At 68.0% G+C, this 20,864-nt stretch carries 21 protein-coding genes; 7 read left to right on the forward strand and 14 right to left on the reverse strand.

What is annotated here, in order from left to right:
* Window positions 1–990, reverse strand: coding sequence for a thioredoxin-disulfide reductase (trxB, locus tag BLT73_RS08840; protein WP_090522948.1), 990 nt, complete (start codon window positions 988–990; stop codon window positions 1–3).
* Between the two features lie 150 nt (window positions 991–1,140).
* On the opposite strand from trxB, the gene BLT73_RS08845 reads away from it, so the two are divergent.
* The gene (locus tag BLT73_RS08845; RefSeq protein WP_090522950.1) at window positions 1,141–1,638 is read left to right on the forward strand and encodes an Lrp/AsnC family transcriptional regulator; all 498 of its coding nucleotides are present in this window, start codon (window positions 1,141–1,143) and stop codon (window positions 1,636–1,638) included.
* Window positions 1,639–1,665: 27 nt separating this feature from the next.
* On the opposite strand, the gene pgeF is transcribed toward BLT73_RS08845, so the two are convergent.
* The 3 genes from pgeF to lgt are packed head-to-tail and all read right to left on the reverse strand — an operon-like array spanning window position 1,666 to window position 4,354.
* On the reverse strand, window positions 1,666–2,430 hold the full coding sequence (pgeF, locus tag BLT73_RS08850; RefSeq protein WP_090522952.1) for a peptidoglycan editing factor PgeF: 765 nt from the start codon (window positions 2,428–2,430) through the stop codon (window positions 1,666–1,668).
* Window positions 2,427–3,494 (reverse strand): class I SAM-dependent methyltransferase, encoded by a 1,068-nt coding sequence (locus BLT73_RS08855; RefSeq protein WP_090522954.1) that lies wholly within the window; start codon window positions 3,492–3,494, stop codon window positions 2,427–2,429. The genes pgeF and BLT73_RS08855 overlap by 4 nt, the downstream gene beginning before the upstream one ends.
* Window positions 3,491–4,354 (reverse strand): prolipoprotein diacylglyceryl transferase, encoded by an 864-nt coding sequence (lgt, locus tag BLT73_RS08860; protein ID WP_090522956.1) that lies wholly within the window; start codon window positions 4,352–4,354, stop codon window positions 3,491–3,493. Before lgt ends, BLT73_RS08855 begins: the two co-directional genes overlap by 4 nt.
* Window positions 4,355–4,463: 109 nt before the next feature.
* Between lgt and BLT73_RS08865 the strand changes: the two genes are divergently transcribed.
* A complete protein-coding gene (locus tag BLT73_RS08865) occupies window positions 4,464–4,724 on the forward strand; it encodes an accessory factor UbiK family protein (RefSeq protein ID WP_090522958.1) in 261 nt (86 codons plus the stop codon).
* Here BLT73_RS08865 and BLT73_RS08870 read toward each other — a convergent pair.
* Window positions 4,715–4,987: a DUF6476 family protein gene (locus BLT73_RS08870; protein ID WP_245727201.1), complete on the reverse strand. Its 273-nt coding sequence runs from the start codon at window positions 4,985–4,987 to the stop codon at window positions 4,715–4,717. The genes BLT73_RS08865 and BLT73_RS08870 overlap by 10 nt on opposite strands.
* Window positions 4,988–5,075: 88 nt before the next feature.
* On the opposite strand from BLT73_RS08870, the gene BLT73_RS08875 reads away from it, so the two are divergent.
* The 3 genes from BLT73_RS08875 to BLT73_RS08885 are packed head-to-tail and all read left to right on the forward strand — an operon-like array spanning window position 5,076 to window position 8,135.
* Entirely contained in the window at window positions 5,076–6,119 is a 1,044-nt protein-coding gene (locus BLT73_RS08875) for an RluA family pseudouridine synthase (RefSeq protein ID WP_090522960.1), read from the forward strand.
* A 19-nt stretch (window positions 6,120–6,138) separates the two neighbouring features.
* A complete protein-coding gene (gene rpoH / locus BLT73_RS08880) occupies window positions 6,139–7,044 on the forward strand; it encodes an RNA polymerase sigma factor RpoH (RefSeq protein ID WP_090522962.1) in 906 nt (301 codons plus the stop codon).
* A gap of 50 nt (window positions 7,045–7,094) precedes the next feature.
* The gene (locus BLT73_RS08885; protein WP_090522964.1) at window positions 7,095–8,135 is read left to right on the forward strand and encodes a hypothetical protein; all 1,041 of its coding nucleotides are present in this window, start codon (window positions 7,095–7,097) and stop codon (window positions 8,133–8,135) included.
* A gap of 184 nt (window positions 8,136–8,319) precedes the next feature.
* On the opposite strand, the gene BLT73_RS08890 is transcribed toward BLT73_RS08885, so the two are convergent.
* The 6 genes from BLT73_RS08890 to BLT73_RS08915 form a co-directional block, all read right to left on the reverse strand.
* Complete coding sequence (locus BLT73_RS08890; RefSeq protein ID WP_090522966.1) at window positions 8,320–9,405, reverse strand: SPOR domain-containing protein; 1,086 nt, start codon at window positions 9,403–9,405, stop codon at window positions 8,320–8,322.
* A gap of 66 nt (window positions 9,406–9,471) precedes the next feature.
* A complete protein-coding gene (gene upp / locus BLT73_RS08895) occupies window positions 9,472–10,107 on the reverse strand; it encodes a uracil phosphoribosyltransferase (protein WP_090522968.1) in 636 nt (211 codons plus the stop codon).
* 17 nt (window positions 10,108–10,124) lie between these two features.
* Complete coding sequence (locus BLT73_RS08900; RefSeq protein WP_090522970.1) at window positions 10,125–11,105, reverse strand: adenosine deaminase; 981 nt, start codon at window positions 11,103–11,105, stop codon at window positions 10,125–10,127.
* Window positions 11,106–11,129: 24 nt separating this feature from the next.
* Entirely contained in the window at window positions 11,130–12,314 is a 1,185-nt protein-coding gene (locus BLT73_RS08905) for a phosphopentomutase (RefSeq protein WP_090522972.1), read from the reverse strand.
* A complete protein-coding gene (locus tag BLT73_RS08910; protein ID WP_090522974.1) occupies window positions 12,311–13,624 on the reverse strand; it encodes a thymidine phosphorylase in 1,314 nt (437 codons plus the stop codon). Before BLT73_RS08910 ends, BLT73_RS08905 begins: the two co-directional genes overlap by 4 nt.
* The gene (locus BLT73_RS08915; RefSeq protein WP_090522976.1) at window positions 13,621–14,019 is read right to left on the reverse strand and encodes a cytidine deaminase; all 399 of its coding nucleotides are present in this window, start codon (window positions 14,017–14,019) and stop codon (window positions 13,621–13,623) included. The genes BLT73_RS08910 and BLT73_RS08915 overlap by 4 nt, the downstream gene beginning before the upstream one ends.
* A gap of 262 nt (window positions 14,020–14,281) precedes the next feature.
* On the opposite strand from BLT73_RS08915, the gene BLT73_RS08920 reads away from it, so the two are divergent.
* Window positions 14,282–16,561, forward strand: coding sequence for an NADP-dependent malic enzyme (locus BLT73_RS08920; protein ID WP_090522978.1), 2,280 nt, complete (start codon window positions 14,282–14,284; stop codon window positions 16,559–16,561).
* 301 nt (window positions 16,562–16,862) lie between these two features.
* Here the strand turns inward: BLT73_RS08920 and mgtE are convergent, their stop codons facing one another.
* The 3 genes from mgtE to BLT73_RS08935 all read right to left on the reverse strand — a co-directional run bounded on the left by mgtE (window position 16,863) and on the right by BLT73_RS08935 (window position 19,620).
* A complete protein-coding gene (mgtE, locus tag BLT73_RS08925; protein WP_090522980.1) occupies window positions 16,863–18,320 on the reverse strand; it encodes a magnesium transporter in 1,458 nt (485 codons plus the stop codon).
* A 64-nt stretch (window positions 18,321–18,384) separates the two neighbouring features.
* Entirely contained in the window at window positions 18,385–19,197 is an 813-nt protein-coding gene (hisN, locus tag BLT73_RS08930) for a histidinol-phosphatase (protein ID WP_090522982.1), read from the reverse strand.
* A gap of 63 nt (window positions 19,198–19,260) precedes the next feature.
* Window positions 19,261–19,620 carry a helix-turn-helix domain-containing protein gene (locus BLT73_RS08935; protein WP_090522984.1) on the reverse strand — a complete coding sequence of 120 codons (360 nt, stop codon included), beginning with the start codon at window positions 19,618–19,620 and terminating at the stop codon, window positions 19,261–19,263.
* A gap of 476 nt (window positions 19,621–20,096) precedes the next feature.
* On the opposite strand from BLT73_RS08935, the gene BLT73_RS08940 reads away from it, so the two are divergent.
* Entirely contained in the window at window positions 20,097–20,849 is a 753-nt protein-coding gene (locus BLT73_RS08940) for a Bax inhibitor-1/YccA family protein (RefSeq protein ID WP_090522986.1), read from the forward strand.
* The last annotated feature ends 15 nt before the right edge of the window (window positions 20,850–20,864 follow it).

Here is a 20,864-nt window from a genome sequence, read left to right on the forward strand (position 1 = left end):
CTATTCCGCCGGCTCGGCGATCTGGGCGGCATCGGGCGCGGGCTCGCCCGCATCCTCCTGCGCGGCCAGATAGCGTTCGGCATCCAGTGCGGCCATGCAGCCCATCCCCGCGCTCGTCACCGCCTGGCGATAGACATGGTCGGTCAGATCGCCCGCGGCAAAGACGCCGGGGATCGAGGTCAGCGTCGTGCCGGGCTGCACCTTCACATATTTGCCGCTATGCAGCTCCAGCTGATCCGCGACCAGTTCCGAGGCCGGGGCATGGCCAATGGCGATGAACGCGCCCGCGGCGTCGATCACCTGCTCCTCGCCGGTCGCGACATGGCGGATCTTCACCCCGGTCACGCCCAGCGGATCGTCCTCGCCCAGAACCTCGACCATCTCGTGATCCCAGACACACTCGATCTTGGGGTTCTTCAGCAGCCGCTGTTGCAGGATCTTTTCGGCGCGCAATTCGTCGCGGCGATGGATCAGCGTCACCTTGAAGGCGAAGTTGGTCAGGAACAGCGCCTCTTCGACGGCGGTATTGCCCCCGCCCACCACGATCACTTCCTTGCCGCGATAGAAGAACCCGTCGCAGGTCGCGCAGGCCGAGACGCCGAAGCCCTTGTATTTTTCCTCGCTGGGCAGGCCCAGCCAGTTCGCCTGCGCCCCGGTGGCCAGGATCACCGCATCCGCCGTCACCACATCTCCCGAATCGCATTCCGCGCGGAACGGCCGCACGCCCAGATCCAGCTTCGAGACGGTGTCGAACTTGATCTCGGTGCCCATGGCGCGGGCATGTTCCTCCATCTTCACCATCAGGTCGGGCCCCTGGATCTCCGTCTCGCCCGGCCAGTTCTCGACCTCGGTGGTGATGGTGAGCTGCCCGCCGGGCTGCATTCCCTGTATCAGCAGGGGCTCCAGCATCGCCCGCGCGCCATAGACCGCGGCGGTGTACCCCGCCGGGCCCGAGCCGATGATGAGTAGCTTGCGATGTTGCTCGGCCATGCGGGCCTCCTGTCATACCTGCTTGCCATCTAGCTAGTGCAGGCGGGGCCATGCTTCAATCCCGGCCCGTGTTCGGCGACCTCGCGTAAGAATATTGCGCAATCCAACCTCTGCGTGTAGTTTCCTTCACGTTGCAGCGGAGAAACCAGAATGGCCGGAACCAAGCTTGACGGAATCGATCGAAAGATCCTGGCCGAGCTGCAATCCGACGGGCGCATGACGAATGTGGAACTGGCGCGGCGCGTCGGGATTTCCGCGCCGCCCTGCCTGCGCCGGGTCCGGGTTCTGGAAGAGGCCGGGTATATCCGCGGCTATCACGCCGATGTCGATGCCAAGACGCTGGGGTTCGAGGTCAAGGTCTTTGCCATGGTGCGGCTGCAGAACCAGTCCGAGCGCGACCTGGCGGAGTTCGAGCATCGCGCCCAGGGCTGGCCGCTGGTCCGCGAATGCCACATGCTGAACGGCGAGATCGATTTCATCCTGAAATGCGTGGCCCCCGACCTGACCAGTTTTCAGCGCTTCCTGACCGAACGCCTGACCGCCGCGCCGAATGTCGCCTCGGTCAAGACCTCGCTGGTGATCCGCTGCGCCAAGGACGAGGCCGGGGTGCCGTTCTCGGAAATCGGCATCGCCACAGCTTCGGGCTGACTTGCGGCGCGCGCGGCCCGCATCCGATCACAGCGAGATGACAGAGATCAGCCGCCCGTAATCGGCTTCCTGCCGATGGGTGCTGCGCCGATAGGAAAAGAACCGCTCCGCGTCGGAATAGGTGCAATGGCCGGTCCATGCCGCATCGACCCCGGCCTCGCGCAGACGCGCCAGCCCGTATCCCGGCAGATCGAACATCGGCTTGCCCCCGGCCCCGCCGGCAAAGAACCGCTCGGCCTCGGGATCATCGGCGGTCACGTCCTCCATGAAGTCCCATCCGACCTCATAGGCGCGCTGCGAGATGGTCGGCCCGATCACCGCCCTGATCCGTCCGGCCCCGAGCGCCCGCATCGCATCCGCCGTGGCCTCGAGCACACCCGAGAGGGCGCCCTTCCATCCCGCATGGGCCGCGCCGATCACCCCGGCCGCCGGATCGGCCAGCAACACCGGCTGGCAATCCGCCGTCAGCACCGCGAGCGCCAGCCCCGGCGTCGCCGTGACAAGCGCATCGGCCCGTGTCTCGCGGATCGCGGCCAGATCGCTGGCGGCCTTTACCGTCACCACCTCGGCGGAATGCACCTGGTGGACGGTCAGCAGGGCGGGCGCATCGACGCCCATCGCCTCGGCCACCCGCGCCCGGTTGGTCTCCACCACGTCGCGCTGATCGCTGGAGCCACGGCCGCAGTTCAGCCCGGTATAGAGCCCGGTGCTCGCCCCGCCCTTTCGGGTGAAGAACCCGTGCCGGACCGGAGCCAGCAGATCATGCGTCAGGATTTCCAGCGTCAGCTTCATGTTCCCCCATCGGCGGGATCGGTGCGGTGCGGATTTCCGAAACCCGGCGGCGCGGGGCCTCCGCGCGGCCAGATTGCAAGCGCCTTGAACAACTCTCCCATTTCGTCGCCGCGGGTCAAGCGTTCTGCGGCCCGGATCGCGCCCGGATCGCCGGACGCAGCCAGCCGTGCCGCGCGCGCCCCGATGCCCAGATCGCGCAGCAGCGCCCCCTGCGTGGTCATGGCAGCCGCACATCCGGCCGCATGCGCGGCGGCGGCAAGAGGCGCGAAATCGACATGCGCAGTCAGGTCGGCCTCGCCCGGCGCGGCCAGCGGATCGACAGGCCGGTGCCCGGCCACGGCCTGAAACGTGTCTCCCCGCCCGTTCCAGCCGCCGTAATCAATGAACAGCGCAACCCCGCCTTGCGCAGCGATCCGCCCGGCCACGGCGCGGATCACCGCCTCCGCAGGCGGGCAGCGCTCGATCACCTCTCCGGGCCGGCCTGGCAAATCCAGCGTCATCAGCGGCCCCAGACCGAAGGCGAGCCTCTCCTCTCCCAGCCCGATCAGACGCTCGGCCCATCCCGCCTCGACCCGCTGGAACTGGCGGATCGGCAGCGCATCCAGGAACTCGTTGGCCAGCAGATAGAGCGGCGCGTCCGGCAGATCGGCCACCTGATCGAGATGGCGCAGATCCGCACCCAGCCGCGCGCGCTGCAGGCTTCGCAGATGTGGCGAGGCCTCGACCAAATGCAGCCTTGCAGCCTCTGCCATGCCCGGCACCACCCGCATCGCGCGCCGCGCATCCTCCATCAGCGTGCCGCGACCCGGCCCGATCTCGGCCAGCGTGAACGGCGCAGGCCCGCCCTGATCCATCCAGCACTGCCCCAGGAACAGGCCCAGCAACTCGCCGAAGACCTGGCTGATCTCCGGCGCTGTCACGAAATCACCGGCCCGGCCGAACGGATCGCGCGTCGCGTAATAGCCGTGATCGGGATGCAGCAGGCACAGCTCCATGTAGCGCGCGACCGAGATCGGACCGCTGCGCCGGATCTCATCGGCGATGAGCGCGGCCAATCGCGTCATCTGCGCGGCTGCCTCATCGCGCGCAGGATGAACACCAGCCCGAGCGCCAACATCGGCAGCGACAGAAGCTGCCCCATGCTGAGGCCAAGCGCCACCCGGCCCAGCGGATTGTCCGGGGTAATGAACTGCGCATCCGCGACACGGTAGAACTCCACGAAGATCCGCGCGGCCGCATAGCCTGCCAGAAACACACCAAGCGCCAGGCCCGGCCGGCGCAACGCCCCGCGTCGGATCAGCACCAGCAGCAAAAGCCCCAGCGCCAGCCCCTCCAGCCCCGCCTCGTAGAGCTGGCTGGGATGGCGGGCGCACAGACCCTCGACACCGGGACAGCTCTGCGCCGCCTCGCCGGGGAAGATGACCCCCCATGGCAACTCGGTGGGACGTCCCCAAAGCTCCGCATTGATGAAATTCGCGATCCGCCCGAAGAACAGCCCGATCGGGGCCGCCACCGCCAGCGCATCGGCCAGCCGGAGCGGTGCGACGCCATTCCGGCGCGCCCAAAGCCACGCGGCAATGACGACCCCGGCGAACCCGCCATGAAAGGACATGCCGCCCTGCCAGACCTTCACGATCTCCAGCGGATTCGCGAGATAATATCCCGGCTGATAGAACAGAACGAACCCCAGCCGCCCGCCCAGGATCACCCCGGCCACGATCCAGGTCAGCAACTCCTCGACCTTGGCCGGCTGCATCGGCGCGGCGTCGCCCCAGAGCGCGTCGGATTTTATCAGCCGCCAGACCGCCCAGGCCCCGCCGACCAGCCCGACCAGATAGGCAAGCGCGTACCAGCGAAGCGACAATTCCGCGACGCCGAGCGATATGGTGAAGATCTCCGGCGCGATGTCGGGGAAGGGGATCATGTCGGTCCTCGCTGTTTCGCCGGCACGCTAGTCGCCTCGGGCGGGGTGTCAACATTGAACCCGGTCGCCCTCCACCCCATATTGCGCGAAAGTGATTCAGGAGGGCGATATGTCCACGCAAAACAAGTTCTTCGACGACATGTCGCGGATGATGACCAACGCGATGGGCGTGGCCCAGGGCGCCAAGGACGAGGCCGAGAACGCCATGAAGTCCTGGGTCGATCGCTGGCTGGCCGAGCGCAACCTCGTCACCCGCGAGGAGTTCGATGCGGTGCGCGACATGGCGATCAAGGCGCGGACCGAGAATGCCGAGCTCAAGGCGCGGCTCGACGCGCTCGAATCGGCGCAGCGCGGCGGCACTCAGGGCTGATCGAGCGAGACACGCCCCTGCAACACTCCGCTCAGGTCATAGACGAGCAATTCGTCCCGGTCGGTCAGCACGATGATCCGCTCACCCGCAAAGGTGATGGCGACGGCGCCGTGACCGGCAGGCAGCGTCACGGCCTCGGGCAGTTCCGGCAAGGGCGGCGTGCCCAGCCGGACCCACAGGATCAGCGCGATCACCGCCAACCCGGCCACCATCCCCGCCGCCAGCCCGCCGACGACCAGCTTGAGAAAACGCAGATGCGGCACCTCATCCGGTCCGGGGTGGGCAGCCTCTCGCGGCCGGTCGGATTCCTCACCTGGACCGTGCGGCGATGATGGGGCTGAGAAACGATCCATGACTGAGCTGTTCCTGACTATTCCCGACAATGTCGACGACCGCATCGATAAGGCACTTGCCGATCTGGTGCCAGCAGAAGCCGCGCTGTCGCGCTCTCGCATTGCCAGGTTGATCGCGGAGGGCGCGGTCAGCGGCCCGGACGGGGTGGTGCGCGGCGCGAAGCTGAAGGTGCAGCCGGGCCAGAGCTTTCGCATCCACCTGCCCGAGCCGGAGCCGGTGGAGACCCGCCCGCAGGACATTCCGCTGCATGTCGTTTACGAGGATGCCGATCTGATCGTGATCGACAAGCCCGCGGGCATGGTCGTCCACCCGGCGCCGGGCAGCCCGGACGGCACGCTGGTCAACGCGCTGCTGCACCATTGCGCCTCCAGCCTGTCGGGGATCGGCGGCGCGGCACGGCCCGGCATCGTGCACCGGATCGACAAGGACACCTCCGGCCTGCTGGTCGCGGCGAAATCGGACCGCGCGCATCATGGGCTTGCCGCCCAGTTCGAGGCGCACAGCGCCGAGCGGGCCTATCTGGCGCTCGCGCATGGGGTGATCGACGCCGCCGATTCAAGACTTCGCGGCCTGCGCGGGATCAGCTTCGAGCCGGGCGCGGTCCTGAAGATCACTTCGCGCCTCGACCGCCATCCCGGCGACCGGCAGAAACAGGCGGTCAGCTTCGACGGCGGGCGCGGCCGGCACGCCGTCACCCGCGCCCGGATGCTGGAACAATTCGGCCGCCCCGGCGCGGCGATGCTGGTCGAATGCCGGCTGGAAACCGGGCGCACCCACCAGATCCGCGTGCACATGGCCTATGCCGGTCTTGGGCTGATCGGAGATCCGGTCTATGGTGGGGCGCGCAAGGCCTCGGCGCGCGCCCTCGGCCCGGCGGCGGATATGGTGCAGGCATTTGCCCGCCAGGCTTTGCACGCCGCCCGGCTGGGATTCGTGCATCCCGTCACCGGGGCGTATCTGGAATTCACATCGCAACTGCCCGCGGATATGCAGGCGCTTCTGACCGGGCTGCGCGGAACTGCCCCATCCCAACCGCGTTGATCCGGCGAGAGGACAGGACATGGCCAATTACACGACTCTTCCCGCCCCGAGCCCCGAGCAGGGGCTCAATCGCTACCTTCAGGAAATCCGCAAATTCCCGCTTCTGGAACCGGAAGAGGAATACATGCTGGCCAAGGCCTGGACCGATCACGAGGACAGCGAGGCCGCGCATAAGCTGGTGACGTCTCACCTGCGACTCGCCGCCAAGATCGCGATGGGCTATCGCGGCTACGGCCTGCCCCAGGCCGAGGTGATCTCGGAGGCCAATGTCGGTCTGATGCAGGCGGTGAAGCGGTTCGATCCGGAACGCGGTTTCCGGCTGGCCACCTATGCCATGTGGTGGATCCGCGCCTCGATCCAGGAATATATCCTGCGCTCCTGGTCGCTGGTGAAGATGGGCACCACATCCGGCCAGAAGAAACTGTTCTTCAACCTGCGCAAGGCCAAGAACCGCATCGGCGCGATGGAGGAAGGGGACCTGCGCCCCGAAAACGTGGCCCAGATCGCCAATGACCTGAACGTGACCGAGCAGGAGGTGATCGAGATGAACCGGCGCATGGCCGGGTCTGACGCCTCGCTGAATGCCACGGTCGGCGCGGGTGACGGCGAATCGACGGCGCAATGGCAGGACTGGCTGGAGGACGAGGATGCCGACCAGGCCGAAGCCTATGCCGAGGCCGACGAGCTGAACCTGCGCCGCGAGATGCTGGTCGAGGCGATGGATGTGCTGAATGACCGCGAGAAGGACATCCTGATGGAGCGCCGCCTGCGCGATGATCCCCTGACGCTCGAAGAGCTGTCCGGCCGCTATGACGTGTCGCGCGAACGCATCCGCCAGATCGAGGTGCGCGCCTTCGAGAAGCTGCAGGAGCGGATGCGCAACCTGGCCCGCGACAAGGGCATGTCGGTCGAGGCCGCCGATTGAGCGCCGCCCCGCAGTGAGCGCCACGGCGGCGTGGAGGGTGGCCGGATGAGATGAGATCCACCGCGCTGAAACAGTTCCAGCGGCTCGAGGCCTCCGGCCAGTGGCAGGCCGTGCCCGATGCACAGCCGCGCGAGGTGATCGTCTCGATCGGCGAGGCGACGCTGATCCTCAGCGATCCCGGCTCCGACGCCCCGCTGGCGCATTGGTCTCTGCCGGCGGTGGAGCGCGCCAATCCCGGCCAGATGCCGGCGCGCTACCGCCCCGCCGCGGCCGAGGCCGCCGGGTCGGAGACGCTGGTTCTGGACGATGTTCTGATGATCGAGGCGATCGACCGCGTGCAGTCGGCCATCGCCGCGCGCCGCGCCCATCCCGGCCGGGTCCGCGGCGGGCTGACCGTCGCGGTGCTGCTGGCGCTGATCGTCGCGGCGGCGGTCTGGCTGCCACCGGCGCTGCGCGATCACGCGGTGCGGATCACACCGGCGGCCGAGCGCGGCCGGATCGGTGCCGCCATCCTGTCGAACATGGCGCCGATGACCGGCCCCGCCTGCTCCGCACCCGCCGGGCAGGCGGCGCTGCACCGCCTCGCCGCGCGCACCGGCCTGCCGGACCCGGCCCGGCTCGTGGTGCTGCCAGACGGGATGGCCGGCGCGCGCATGCTGCCCGGCGGCATCGTCGCCATCTCCGCCGATCTCGTCACCGGGCGCAGCGGGCCGGAGGCCCTGGCCGGGCATCTGCTGGCCGCAAGGCTCAGCGCCGAGACCCATGACCCGATGGATGCGGTGATGCGGCAGGCGCGGATCAACGATGTGCTGGCCCTGCTGACCAGCGGCGCGCTGCCAGAGCATGCGTTGAGCGGTATTTCGGCCGCGATCTGGGCGGTGCCGCCGCCGATGGCCGATGAACACGCCCTGCTGGAGGCCTTCGGCCAGACCCGGATCCCGTCCGGCCCGTTCGCGGACACGCTGGCCGAGGGCAATCGCGCCTCCGTCCCGCTCTCCGAATCCGACCCGTTCCGCTCCGATCCCTATCCGCCCCTGATGAGCGAGCGCGACTGGGTCGCCCTTCAGCAGATCTGCACGGTGACGGGCTAGCACCACGCCGCGTGACATGGCGCATGACCGGCAAGCCGCAGCGGCGGGGCGGCTGCCGTCGTCGCATGACGGACAGGCAGCAGCGTCCGTCCCCGGCTGGCCCGGCTCCGCAATGCCGCCGAATACTCATGGCTCCGAGACGACGGCGGGCCGGCACGCGATTCGCCGGCGGCAGGCCCGCAGTTCATCGCGAAAACGCAGCGACGTATCCCGCCCTTTGCAGCCGGCGCAGCGCCGCCTGCAGATCGGCGGGTGAGGCGAAGGGTCCGGTCAGCACCCGCCGGTCCGCCGCGCTGTCCCCGCTGCGTTCGCGCAGGGCGCGGTAGCCCATGCCGCGCAGGTCGCTGAGCGCCTTGTCCACCCCCGCAGGACCGTAGCGGCCGATCTGGATATAGCGGGGCGCAGGCTGCGCGCGCGTGGGGGTATGGGCCTGTCCCGGCGCTGTGACGCGCTCCCGAGGCAGGCCCACACTGCGCGGCGCCGTCCGGGCCGCGTCCTTCGAGACGGCCGCTTCGCTGCGCATCATCCGCCCGCCTCCGCCCGATCCCGGTGCCGATCTGCCATTCTGTGCCTTTACTGGCGGCGTCAGCTTCGCCATGCGCGGATCAGACCCGTGCTGGAGACGTTCCTCCTCCGCCCCTGCATCTTCCGGCTCCGGCCGCGTCGCCACGCGCCGCTGCAAAAGATCCTCACTGTCACGTCCGGCGGCACAGCGCCCGCGCGTCGGATCATCCGCGGCAGGCGGCCGTCCCGGACCGGCCGCCCGCATCCCCAGCAGGGCGCACAGCCGCGCCGCGTCGGCCGTCGCCGGACCGGCCACGGCGAGACCGTCACGCAGCCGCATGGCCAGCGCAATGTCCTCGGCCAGATCGCCCCCCGGCGGCGGGGCCGCATCCGGCGGCGGCTTGCCGCCCTGCCCCGCCCCTGCGCCCGGCGGGTCCGGCTGCCGTGGCCCATCGCCCGCAATCGCCGCGCCGGAGGTCACCACGCGCGTGACCAGGTCGCGCTCGATCTGCTCCGGCGAGGCCAATGTCTCCGCCGCACTCTCCGCCGCGTCCTGTCCGCGCCCGGTCAGGCTGGGCGGAAAGCCGCAGATCGGCATGCCATCGCTGTCCCGCCGCGCGATCCAGCCGCCCTCCTGCCGCAGATAGACGCAGCCCGCGCTGTCGATATATTGCGCGGCACGAAACCCCGGCGGCGGGGCCTCCACCGGGCCGGCCCGGACGGAGCCTGCGACGATCAGGCAGAGACAGAGCAGTGCGATCCGCATCGGCACCTCGAATCGGACGGGATGCCCCGGTTCTAGCCCCGGCGGGATTGACGCGCGGTTAATCCGTCACTTCGTCCCGAACATGCGGTCGCCCGCATCGCCCAGACCCGGCACGATATAGCCGTGATCGTCCAGCCGCTCATCCAGGGCGGCGGTCACGATCGGCACATCGGGATGGGCCTCCTGCATGCGCGCCACCCCCTCCGGCGCCGCCAGCAGGCACAGGAACCGGATGTCGCGCGCGCCGGATTGCTTGATCAGATCCACCGCCGCGGCCGAGGAATTGCCGGTGGCCAGCATCGGATCGACCACGATGGTCATGCGCGCCTCCAGCCCCTTCGGCAGCTTTGAATAATACTGCACCGGCTGGAGCGTGTCGGGGTCGCGATACAGCCCCACGAACCCGACCCGCGCCGACGGAATCAGCTCAAGGATCCCGTCCAGAAGCCCGTTGCCCGCCCGCAGGATCGAGACGAGGGCCAGTTTCTTGCCCGCGATCACCGGCGCATCCATCGCGTGCAGCGGGGTCTGGATCCGCTGGGTGGAGATGGGCAGCTCCCGCGTCACCTCATAGGCCAGCAACAGGCTGATCTCGCGCAGAAGCTGGCGGAACGCGCCGGTCGAGGTGTCGCGGTCGCGCATGATGGTCAGCTTGTGCTGCACCAGCGGGTGATCGACGATGGTCAGATGCGTCTCGGACATGGGGATCTCCGTTTCGGTCAGGCAAAGCGGCCGCGCAGCCTGTCTCGGGTGGCGGCATCGCAGAAGGCGGCCTCGGCGGCAATCAGGTTCATCTCGCGGAACTCCGCCTCGGCCCAGCCGAATGCATCCGCCAGCCGCGCATATTCATGGCTGAGCGTGGTGTGGAAGAACGGCGGATCGTCGGTGGACACCGTCACCTTCACCCCGGCATCGGCCAGCTTTGCAATGGGATGGGCGGACCAGTCGGGATAGATGCCAAGCGCGATGTTGGAGCCGGGGCAGACCTCCAGCACGATCCCCTGCTCCGCCAGATCCCGCATCAGGGCCGGATCCTGCACGGCATGAACGCCATGGCCCACCCGGCTGATGCCTAGGCTCATCGCGTCGCGGATGGATTGCGGCCCGCCCCATTCCCCGGCATGGCAGGTCAGGCCCAGCCCGGCCTCTCGCGCGCAATCGAAGCTCCAGGTGAAATCCTGAGGCGTGCCGACGGTTTCCGCGCCGCCCATGCCGAAGCCGCTGACCCATCCGGTATGATCCTCGCTCGCGGTTTCGCGCGCGCAGATGGCGCTTGCGCGGGCGCGGTCGGGGCCGAAATGTCGGATCGGGGTGATGATGGCGCGGCTGTCGATGCCGTGGGCGCCCATCTCCTCCGCAACCTCGACCATGGCGGCCAGATAGTCGCGCCAGGCGGACAGATCGCCGCCGCCGCAGAATTCGGGCGACACGAACAGCTCCGCATAGATGGCGCCATGCTCGGCACAATTGCCCAGCACCTCGCGCAAGAGCCGCGCATAATCCTGCGGGGTGCGGATCACCGAGGTCGCCACCTCGTAGACGCGCAGGAAATCGGTGAAGCCGTCATAGGCATAATGCCCCTGCCCATCGAAGATGCCGGAGAGATCCGCCCCCTGTTCCGCCGCCAGCCCGCGCACGAAGCCGGGCGGGGCGGCCCCTTCCAGATGCAGATGGAGTTCGATCTTGCTGAGATCCTTCATGCGGTCATGGCCCTTGATCCGGTATCAGAGAAAGTTCTTGCCGTGGCCCGGCGCGGGCAGGCCCAGATGCGCGGCGACGCTGGCCCCGATGTCGGAGAACCCGACCTGCCCCACCGCCTGCGAGGCCGCACCATGGCGCGCGCCCAGCACCGGCACCCGCTCGCGCGTGTGGTCGGTGCCGGTCCAGGACGGGTCATTGCCGTGATCGGCGGTGAACAGGATCAGATCGCCGGGCTTCAGCCGGTGGAGCGCCTGCCCGACGATCCCGTCGAACCATTCCAGATGCGCGGCATAGCCGGGAATGTCGCGCCGATGGCCATAGAGGCTGTCGAATTCGACGAAATTGGCGAAGGTCAGGCTGTCCGGCTCCGCCTCCTCGATCAGGCGCAGCAGGTGACCCGCCAGATCGGCGTCGGAACCGCCCTTGTGCAGGCGGGTGATGCCGCGATGGCTGAAAATATCGCCGATCTTGCCCACCGCATGGGTCACGCGCCCGGCCTGCGCGGCAATGTCCAGGATCGTGTCGGCGGGCGGCGCGATGGCGTAATCGCGGCGGTTGGCGGTCCGCTGGAACCCCCCCGGCCCGCCCAGGAAGGGCCGCGCGATCACCCGGCCCACGCGCATCTCGTGCAGCATCGGCGCCAGCGTCTCGCACAGCTTCAACAGCCGGTCGAGCCCGAAGGCCTCCTCATGCGCGGCGATCTGGAACACGCTGTCGGCGGAGGTGTAGCAGATCGGCCAGCCGGTGCGCAGATGCTCCGCGCCCAGCTCCTCCAGCATCACCGTGCCGGAGCCGTGCCGGTTGCCGAGGATGCGCTCGGTCCCGGCCAGTTCGCAGACCCGCGCCACCACCTCCGGCGGGAAGGCGGGCTGACGGTCGGGAAAATAATGCCAGTCCCAGGGCACCGGCACGCCGGCCAGCTCCCAATGCCCCGAAGGCGTATCCTTGCCCGGCGAGATCTCGGTCGCCGCACCCCAGATCCCCTGCGGCGCGGCCCCCAGCCCCGGCGCCTCCGCGCCCGAGGCCAGCCGGATCGCGGCCCCCAGCCCCAGCCGGTCCAGATGCGGCAGATCGAGGCGCTGCGCCTCGGCGATATGCAGCACGGTGTTGGCGCCGGTATCGGGACGCCCTTCGTTGAAGAACTGCCCCGCATCCGGCGCGCCGCCGATGCCGACGGAATCCATCACCACCAGAAAGGCCCGGCTCATGCCTGACCCCCGTCGACCGGATCGGATGGCGGCACCCTGCCCCGGATCAGCGGTCCGGGCGGCGGCGCGTCGTCGGCAATGCGGTAAGCCGCTCTCACCGCATCCACCGCTGCCTCTGCCTCGGCCTCGCTGGCCGCATGCACGACCGCGATCCGCCCCTCCGTCGCCTCACCCAGCCTTCGCAGCTCCGACAGCCCGACCCGGTGGTCGATCTTCTGCCCGGCCCGGACGCGCCCGCCGCCCAGTCCGATCACCGCGTGACCCAATGCAGCCACATCGATCCCGGCCACCACGCCCTGCGGGGCGGACACATCGCGCGTCACCGGCGCAGCGGCCAGATGCCTGTCGGGGGCGTCGATCAGATCGCCCGGCCCGCCCTGCGCGGCGACCATGCGGCCGAAAATCTCTGCCGCTTCACCGCTGTCGAGCGCCCGCTCCGCGCGGTCTGCCGCATCGTCGATCCCGGCCAGAGCCAACGCCTCCGCCGCCAGCGCCAGCGTGACCTCGCGCAGCGCCGAACCCTCGCCGCGCAGACAGGCAATCGCCGCGCGCACCTCCAGCCCGTTGCCGGCCGCACGGGCCAGCGGCTGATCCATGTCGGTGATCAGCGCCGAACAGCGACACCCCGCCGCATTCGCGGTGGAGACCAGCGATTGCGCAAGCGCCTCCGCCTGGGCCGGATCGCCCAGAAACGCGCCGGAGCCGGATTTCACATCGAGGACCAGCGTATCCGGCCCCGCCGCCAGCTTCTTCGACAGGATCGAGGCGGTAATGAGGTCAATGGATTCCACGCAGGCCGCCTCATCCCGGATCGCATAGAGCCGCCGGTCCGCCGGGGCCAGATCGCCCGAGGCGGCGACGATGGCGCAGCCGACCTCGCCGACCACGCGGCGGAAATCGGCCTCGGGCAGATCGCAGCGAAACCCCGCAATCGCCTCCAGCTTGTCCAGCGTGCCGCCGGTATGGCCCAGCCCGCGCCCCGATATCATCGGCACGTAGGCCCCGCAGGCCGCCAGAAGCGGGGCGAGGATAAGCGACACCACATCGCCCACCCCGCCGGTCGAATGCTTGTCGGACACCGGCCCCGGCAGATCCCAATCCAGCACATCGCCGGAATCACGCATCGCCAGCGTCAGCGCGCTGCGCGCCGAAACCGGCAGGCCGCGCGTCACCACCGCCATCGCGAAGGCCGCCGCCTGCGCATCGGACACCGACCCGTCGGCCAGACCGCGCGCGAACTGCGCCGCGCCCTCCGGCGTCAGCCCGCCGCCGTCACGCAGCCGTGCAATGATCGGGCGCGGATCGCTCACCCCTTGGCACCTTCCATATGGCCCGCATCGAAGCGGCCGGGCAGCAGCGCCCCGATCGTCGTCTGCATCGTGGCCCCGCCGGTCGTGGCCAGCAAAACCGGCGTCTCGCCCGCCCCGAACTCCGCCAGCTTCTGCCGGCATCCCCCGCAAGGCGGCACCGGGCTGGGCGAATCCGCGATCACCGCCACCTCGACCAGCTCCGTCTCCCCCGCCGCAACCATCGCGGCAATCGCGCCCGCCTCGGCGCAGGTGCCTTCGGGGTAAGCCACGTTCTCCACGTTGCAGCCGCGATAGATCCGGCCCGAGCGCCCGCGCAGCGCCGCGCCGACCTTGAAGTTGGAATAGGGCGCATAGGCGGCCTCGCGGACCTCGCGCGCGGCGTCGAGAAGCGACATGGAACGGTCCCCCCGTGTTGGTTTGGGCGATTCTGCGCCCGGCGGTGCCGCGATGCAAGTGTGGCGCGGCGTCTCCGGGCGGGGCGGCGGGCCGGCTTCGCGTTTTCGCGACAGAAGTTTCAGGCCGGTTGCGGCTGGACGGTTGTGAAGCGTCATGCAACTGGTTTAACGCTGAACCAACTGGCCGGGGACGGCCGGGCCGGCGGCCGGACCCGCCGCCTTGCCCGCGCCATCCCGCCGCGCATGCAGGAAAGGGACACCGATGGACGAACAGCGGCAGGACAATGCCCGCATGGCGGCGCTTGATTACCACGAGTTTCCCCGCCCCGGTAAGCTGGAGGTCCGCGCGACCAAGCCGCTCGCCAATGGCCGTGACCTGTCGCGCGCCTACAGCCCTGGCGTCGCGGAAGCCTGTCTGGAGATCAAGCAGAACCCCGCCGATGCCGCCCGCTTTACCGCGCGGGGCAATCTGGTCGCGGTGGTGTCCAACGGCTCCGCCGTGCTGGGGCTCGGCAATATCGGCCCGCTCGCCTCCAAGCCGGTGATGGAGGGCAAGGCGGTCCTGTTCAAGAAATTCGCCAATATCGACTGCTTCGACCTGGAGATCGACCAGACCGACCCCGAAAAGCTCGCCGCCATCGTCCAGAGCCTGGAGCCCAGCTTCGGCGCCATCAACCTGGAGGATATCAAGGCCCCCGACTGCTTCATCGTCGAGAAGCTGTGCCGCGAGAAGATGAACATCCCGGTCTTTCACGACGACCAGCACGGCACCGCCATTGTCGTGGGTGCGGCCGCCACCAATGCCCTGCGCGTGGCGGTCAAGTCGTTCGAGGAGATCAAGATCGTCTCCACCGGCGGCGGGGCGGCGGGGATTGCCTGCCTGAACATGCTGCTCAAGCTGGGCGTGCGGCGCGAAAATGTCTGGCTCTGCGACATTCACGGCCTCGTTTACGAGGGCCGGGAAGAGGACATGAACCCGCAAAAAGCCGAATTCGCGCAAGCGACCGATCTGCGCAGGCTCGATCAGGTGATCGACGGGGCGGATCTGTTCCTGGGCCTGTCCGGCCCCGGCGTTCTGACACCCGAGATGGTGGCGCGGATGGCGTCGCGCCCGGTGATCTTCGCGCTCGCCAACCCGACGCCCGAGATCATGCCGGACCTGGCGAAACAGGTGGCACCCGATGCGATCATTGCCACCGGGCGCAGCGATTTCCCCAACCAGGTGAACAACGTCCTGTGCTTTCCATTCATCTTCCGCGGCGCGCTCGATGTCGGCGCGACGCAGATCAATGACGAGATGCAGATCGCCTGTATCGAAGGCATCGCCGCCCTCGCCCGCGCCACCACGGCGGCCGAGGCCGCGGCGGCCTATCGCGGCGAGACGCTGACCTTCGGGCCCGAATACCTGATCCCGAAACCCTTCGATCCGCGGCTGATCGGCGTGGTCTCGACCGCCGTGGCCAAGGCCGCGATGGAGTCCGGCGTGGCGCAGCGGCCGATTGCCGATCTGAACGCCTATAAGCGCCGCCTCGACGGCTCGGTCTTCCGCTCGGCGCTCATCATGCGCCCGGTCTTTGAGGCGGCGGCCACCGCCACCCGCCGCATCGTCTTTGCCGAGGGCGAGGATGAGCGCGTGCTGCGCGCCGCCAACGCGATGCTGGAGGAAACCACCGACGTCCCGATCCTGATCGGCCGGCCCGAGGTGATCTCGATGCGCGCCGAACGCGCCGGCCTGCCGATCCGGCCAGACACGGATTTCCAGATCGTGAACCCGGAAAACGACCCGCGCTATCGCGAATACTGGGAGACCTATCACGACCTGATGGCAAGGCGCGGCGTCACCCCGGATCTCGCCCGCGCCATCATGCGTACCAACACCACCGCCATCGGCAGCGTCATGGTCCATCGCGGCGAGGCCGACAGCCTGCTCTGCGGCACGTTCGGGCAGTATAGCTGGCATCTGAACTACATCACCCAGATCCTCGGCCGCGGCGGGCTGGAACCGCATGGCGCGCTGTCGATGATCATCCTGGAGGACGGCCCGCTCTTCGTGGCCGACACCCAGGTCCATGAACGCCCCTCGCCGCAAGAGATCGCGCGCGCCGCCATCGGCGCTGCGCGCCATGTCCGCCGCTTCGGGCTGGAACCGCATGTGGCGCTGTGCAGCCACTCGCAATTCGGCAATCTCGACAGCGATTCCGGCCGCCGGATGCGCGCGGCGATGGAGATCCTCGAAGGCCGCGAGGCCGATTTCAACTTCGACGGGGAAATGCATGTCGATGCCGCCCTCGACCCCGAGATCCGGCGCCGCATCTTCCCCGCCTCGCGCCTCAAGGGAGAGGCGAATGTGCTGATCTTCGCGGATACAGACACCGCATCGGGCGTGCGCAACATCCTGAAGACCAAGGCCGAGGGGCTGGAGGTCGGGCCGATCCTGATGGGGATGGGCAACCGCGCCCATATCGTGACCCCGTCCATCACCGCGCGCGGGCTGCTGAACATGTCGGCCATCGCCGGCACCCCGGTCGCGCATTACCAATAGAACCTGTCGCAGATGTCACCCCGGCCGCGCGCGTTGGCCGGACCGTTCGGAAACCCCTGCTGACCTGCCCTGCGCGGCACCCCTGAAATGCGTCATCCCGCCTGCATGACGCAGACGGGATGTGCCTGTCCCTTGAAGACCTGCCGGAGCCGGATCATGGCTGGGTGGCGCGTTTTGCCACCACATGTAGTGTTTTTAGCTTTCTGTGACCCAAATTGCTGAAACCACCCCGGCAGATCAAGAAATATTTCTCAATTCCGACAGAAATAATACGCCGCGGCGCAGCGCCCGCCGGTGCGGTCTAAAGCAGCACCGCCTGCGCCAGCCCCAGAAAGGCAAAGAAACCAACCACATCGGTCACGGTCGTCACGAATGCCCCCGAAGCCAGCGCCGGATCGGCCCCAACCTTGTCAAGCGCCAGCGGCACCAGGATCCCCGCCAGCGCCGCGACCATCAGGTTCACCACCATCGCAATCGCGATCACCCCGCCCAGCGAAACGCCGTCGAACCAGATCCAGGCCACGATCCCCATCACCACGGCAAAGCAGACCCCGTTCAGCAGCCCGACCACCGCCTCGCGCGCGACGACCCGCCAGACATTCGATCCGGTCAGGCTTTTCGTCGCCAGCGCGCGGACTGCCACGGTCAGGGTCTGGGTGCCCGCATTCCCGCCCATCGAGGCCACGATCGGCATCAGCACCGCCAGCGCCACCACCTCCGAGATCGTGGTCTCGAAGATCGCGATCACGAAAGAGGCGAGGATCGCCGTGCCCAGGTTCACCGCCAGCCACGGGATGCGCTGCCACAAAGTCTCCATCACCGTGTCCTGGATCGAGGAGTCGTCACCGACCCCGGCCAGGCGCAGGATGTCCTCCTCGTGTTCCTCGTCGAGCACCTCCATTGCGTCGTCGATGGTGATGACGCCGACCAACCGGTCATCCTCGTCCACCACCGGGGCGGAGATTAGGTGATACTGGTTGAACGCGTAGGCGATATCGGCCTCCTCGGCAAAGACGCCGATAGGGCGGAAGCTGTCCTCGACGATCTCGCGCAAGGGCGTCGCACGTCGCGCGGCCAGCAGACGACCCAGCGCGACGTAGCCCACCGGGTGGCGGCGCGGATCGGTCAGGATGACGTGATAGAACTGGTCGGGCAGCTCCTCCTCGCCGCGCAGATAGTCGATCGTGTCGCCCACCGTCCAATGCTCCGGCGCGGTCACCACCTCCGACTGCATCATCCGGCCGGCGGAGTATTCGGGATAGGTCAGCGATTGTTCGACCGCGACCCGGTCGGTCTCGTCCAGCGCGTCGAGGATCTTGCGCTGATCGTCCTCGTCCAGCTCCTCGATCAGATCGACGATGTCGTCGCTGTCCATCTCGCGCACGGCATCGGCCAGCACGTCGCCGGGAAGCTGTTCGACGATCTCGTCGCGGATCGATTCGTCGATCTCGGCCAGGATCTCGCCGTCGATCTCGCCCGACCACAGCGACATGAACACCCGCCGCCGCGCCGCCGACAGGTTTTCGATCACATCCGCGATGTCGGCGGCGTGCATCGGCTCCAGCAGCGCGTCCAGCCGGTCCTGTTCCTCGGCGTCGATGGCGTCGCGGATCTGGTCGATCAACGCGCGCGAGGGGGTGAAGTCATCCTCCTCTTCCCCGCGCTCGGGCTCCGGCTCGTTCTCCGGCTGCGGGGCGAGGCTGCGGCGCGGGTCCGACGCGTCGTCGGACAGATCCGGGCGCTGCGGTTCATCCTGCATGGACACCTCCCCTTTTCATGCTGTCGATTGGGTTGCGGATGGGCGGCGGCGCCCGTCCGGGATCTTAGTCCAGCACCGGTGCGGCTTCAACGCGATCCGCGTTCAGAAGCGCCAGGGCCGCGGCGTGCAGCTCGGGCGAGGCGGCGGCGATGATCTGCCCGCCGCCATGGGCCGGGCCGCCCTGCCAGTCGGTGACGATCCCGCCCGCCGCCTGCACCACGGCAATGGGCGCGGCCACGTCATAGGGCTGCAACCCCGCCTCGATCAGCAGATCCACCATGCCGAGCGCCAGCAGCGCGTATCCGTAGCAATCCAGCCCGTAGCGCGTCAGCCGCACCTGCCCGGCCACCCGCGCAAACGCCGCGCGCTCCGCCTCGCTGCCGATCTCGGGATAGGTGCTCAGCAGCGTCGCCTGCGCCAGCGTCACGCCCGTCCGAACCCCCAGCGGCCGCTCGCCCTCGCGGTCCACCAGCCGGGCGCGGCCCAGCCCGCCCTCGAACCGCTCGCCGGTGAAAGGCTGGTCGATGATGCCATAGATCGGCCCGTCCGAATCGACCAGCCCGATCAGCACCCCCCAGCTCGGCGCGCCGCAGATAAAGGCACGGGTGCCGTCGATCGGGTCCAGGATCCAGCTCAGGCCGGAGCGGCCCGGACTGGGCCCGAATTCCTCGCCCAGGATCGCGTCGTCGGGGCGGCGTTCGGCCAGGATCTCGCGCATCGCGCGTTCGCTGGCGCGGTCGGCCTCGGTCACCGGGTCGAACCCTGCCGCCAGCTTGTTGTCAGGCCGCAAACCGGCACTGCGGAACAGCCGCAGCGTCTCGCGTCGCGCGGCATCCGCCATCGCGGCGGCGGTCTCGAAAATCATGTCGTGCTGCATGCTGCCCCCTCATTCTGGCGCCGGTCTTAACGCGGAATGAGGGGGGCGAACAGGGATGCGGGGTCAGGCCGCGTGCGACAGCACCCGCGCCAGCTCGAAGATCTGGCGGCGCTGCGCCTCGGGCATGGCGTAGTAGGCGCGGATCAGTTGCAGCGCCTCCTTGTTGGCCAGCACGTCGTCATCGACGGTGGCACTGGCGCGGCCATCGGTCAGCCCTTCGAAGAAAAAGCTGATCGGCACGTCGAGCGCGCGGGCAATGTCCCATAAGCGCGACGCAGAGACGCGGTTGGCGCCCGTCTCGTATTTCTGGATCTGCTGGAATTTGATTCCGACCTGGTCGGCCAATTGTTGCTGGGTCATTCCGATCAGCCAGCGACGATGGCGGATCCGCGTACCAACATGCACATCAACTTCGTGCTTCATACTACACCTCACAAAAACTCCGAGATTAATACACGATGTGGTCCGAGACTGGCGACCGAGAATCCACGTCGACACGTTGCAGTTGACTAAAAGTACAGGTTCTTGCACGTGCTTCTTGCCACGCATCGGGGGCGTGAGCGGTTTTCGGCCCGCAAATTGCTCAAAACCGCCCATTACTGACCGAATCAGTTCGTTTAACACCGTTCAATCATCCTTTAATGGCGCGAATCACGACTGCCAGCGACACGCTATGCGGCAGTAAGCGGGGCCGCTCCGGGTCCCGATCCTTCCGGTTCCCGGCAAGCCGCGCGGCGCGCCTGCCCGCCTCCGTCGCGAAGCGAAATCCGCGAATCCGGCCCGCCACGTGACATCCGCGTTATTTTACCTGTGGCAGCGTTGAAAACATGCCATACTGGACCGATATTGACCCGGACAGGTGCGGTTGCGCACCGCCAACGCCAGTGATGGAGAGATGAATGGCTGAATACGACACCCTGAGACAGGCCCAGGCCCGGACGGGTGCCGCGACCCGTGCCGATATTGATGTCGGCCTTCGCGAATACATGAGCAAGGTCTACGGCATCATGGCCACCGGCATGGCCGTCACCGCCTTCTTCGCCCTCGGGCTCAACATGCTCGCCGTGCAGAACGGCCAGCTCACCCCGATCGGGGTCGCGGTCTATACCTCGCCGCTGAAATGGGTGCTGATGTTCGCGCCGCTGCTGATGGTCTTTGCCTTCGGCGCGGTGGTCTACCGGCTGTCCACCCAGACCGCCACGCTGGTCTTCTACGGCTTCGCCGCGCTGATGGGCATGTCGCTGAGCTGGATCTTCATGGCCTATACCGGCACCTCGATCGCCTCGACCTTCTTTGCCACGGCCGGCGCCTTCGCCGCGCTGTCGCTCTATGGCTACACCACCAAGCGCAATTTGTCAGGCATGGGCACCTTCCTGATGATGGGTCTGATCAGCCTCATCATCGCCTCGATCATCAACATCTTCCTGCAGTCGAGCGCGATGCAGTTCGCCATCTCGGTGATCGGCATCCTGATCTTCGCCGGGCTGACCGCCTATGACACGCAGAAGATCAAGAACACCTATCTGCAACTGCGCGACTCGGATCGCGAGTTTCTGGGCAAGGCCGCCATTCTCGGCGCGCTCAGCCTGTATCTCGACTTCCTGAACATGTTCATGTTCCTGCTGCAGTTCATGGGTTCCAGCAACGACTGATCCCGGCTCTGCCGG

It is taken from the genome of Paracoccus isoporae, assembly GCF_900101865.1.
Lineage (GTDB): Bacteria > Pseudomonadota > Alphaproteobacteria > Rhodobacterales > Rhodobacteraceae > Paracoccus > Paracoccus isoporae.

Bases quoted from the DNA above. Each gene is read 5' to 3' on its own strand.
- trxB (WP_090522948.1), bottom strand. From the start codon at position 990: ATGGCCGAGCAACATCGCAAGCTACTCATCATCGGCTCGGGCCCGGCG.
- BLT73_RS08845 (WP_090522950.1), top strand. From the start codon at position 1,141: ATGGCCGGAACCAAGCTTGACGGAATCGATCGAAAGATCCTGGCCGAG.
- pgeF (WP_090522952.1), bottom strand. From the start codon at position 2,430: ATGAAGCTGACGCTGGAAATCCTGACGCATGATCTGCTGGCTCCGGTC.
- BLT73_RS08855 (WP_090522954.1), bottom strand. From the start codon at position 3,494: ATGACGCGATTGGCCGCGCTCATCGCCGATGAGATCCGGCGCAGCGGT.
- lgt (WP_090522956.1), bottom strand. From the start codon at position 4,354: ATGATCCCCTTCCCCGACATCGCGCCGGAGATCTTCACCATATCGCTC.
- BLT73_RS08865 (WP_090522958.1), top strand. From the start codon at position 4,464: ATGTCCACGCAAAACAAGTTCTTCGACGACATGTCGCGGATGATGACC.
- BLT73_RS08875 (WP_090522960.1), top strand. From the start codon at position 5,076: ATGACTGAGCTGTTCCTGACTATTCCCGACAATGTCGACGACCGCATC.
- rpoH (WP_090522962.1), top strand. From the start codon at position 6,139: ATGGCCAATTACACGACTCTTCCCGCCCCGAGCCCCGAGCAGGGGCTC.
- BLT73_RS08885 (WP_090522964.1), top strand. From the start codon at position 7,095: ATGAGATCCACCGCGCTGAAACAGTTCCAGCGGCTCGAGGCCTCCGGC.
- BLT73_RS08890 (WP_090522966.1), bottom strand. From the start codon at position 9,405: ATGCGGATCGCACTGCTCTGTCTCTGCCTGATCGTCGCAGGCTCCGTC.
- upp (WP_090522968.1), bottom strand. From the start codon at position 10,107: ATGTCCGAGACGCATCTGACCATCGTCGATCACCCGCTGGTGCAGCAC.
- BLT73_RS08900 (WP_090522970.1), bottom strand. From the start codon at position 11,105: ATGAAGGATCTCAGCAAGATCGAACTCCATCTGCATCTGGAAGGGGCC.
- BLT73_RS08905 (WP_090522972.1), bottom strand. From the start codon at position 12,314: ATGAGCCGGGCCTTTCTGGTGGTGATGGATTCCGTCGGCATCGGCGGC.
- BLT73_RS08915 (WP_090522976.1), bottom strand. From the start codon at position 14,019: ATGTCGCTTCTCGACGCCGCGCGCGAGGTCCGCGAGGCCGCCTATGCG.
- BLT73_RS08920 (WP_090522978.1), top strand. From the start codon at position 14,282: ATGGACGAACAGCGGCAGGACAATGCCCGCATGGCGGCGCTTGATTAC.
- mgtE (WP_090522980.1), bottom strand. From the start codon at position 18,320: ATGCAGGATGAACCGCAGCGCCCGGATCTGTCCGACGACGCGTCGGAC.
- hisN (WP_090522982.1), bottom strand. From the start codon at position 19,197: ATGCAGCACGACATGATTTTCGAGACCGCCGCCGCGATGGCGGATGCC.
- BLT73_RS08935 (WP_090522984.1), bottom strand. From the start codon at position 19,620: ATGAAGCACGAAGTTGATGTGCATGTTGGTACGCGGATCCGCCATCGT.
- BLT73_RS08940 (WP_090522986.1), top strand. From the start codon at position 20,097: ATGGCTGAATACGACACCCTGAGACAGGCCCAGGCCCGGACGGGTGCC.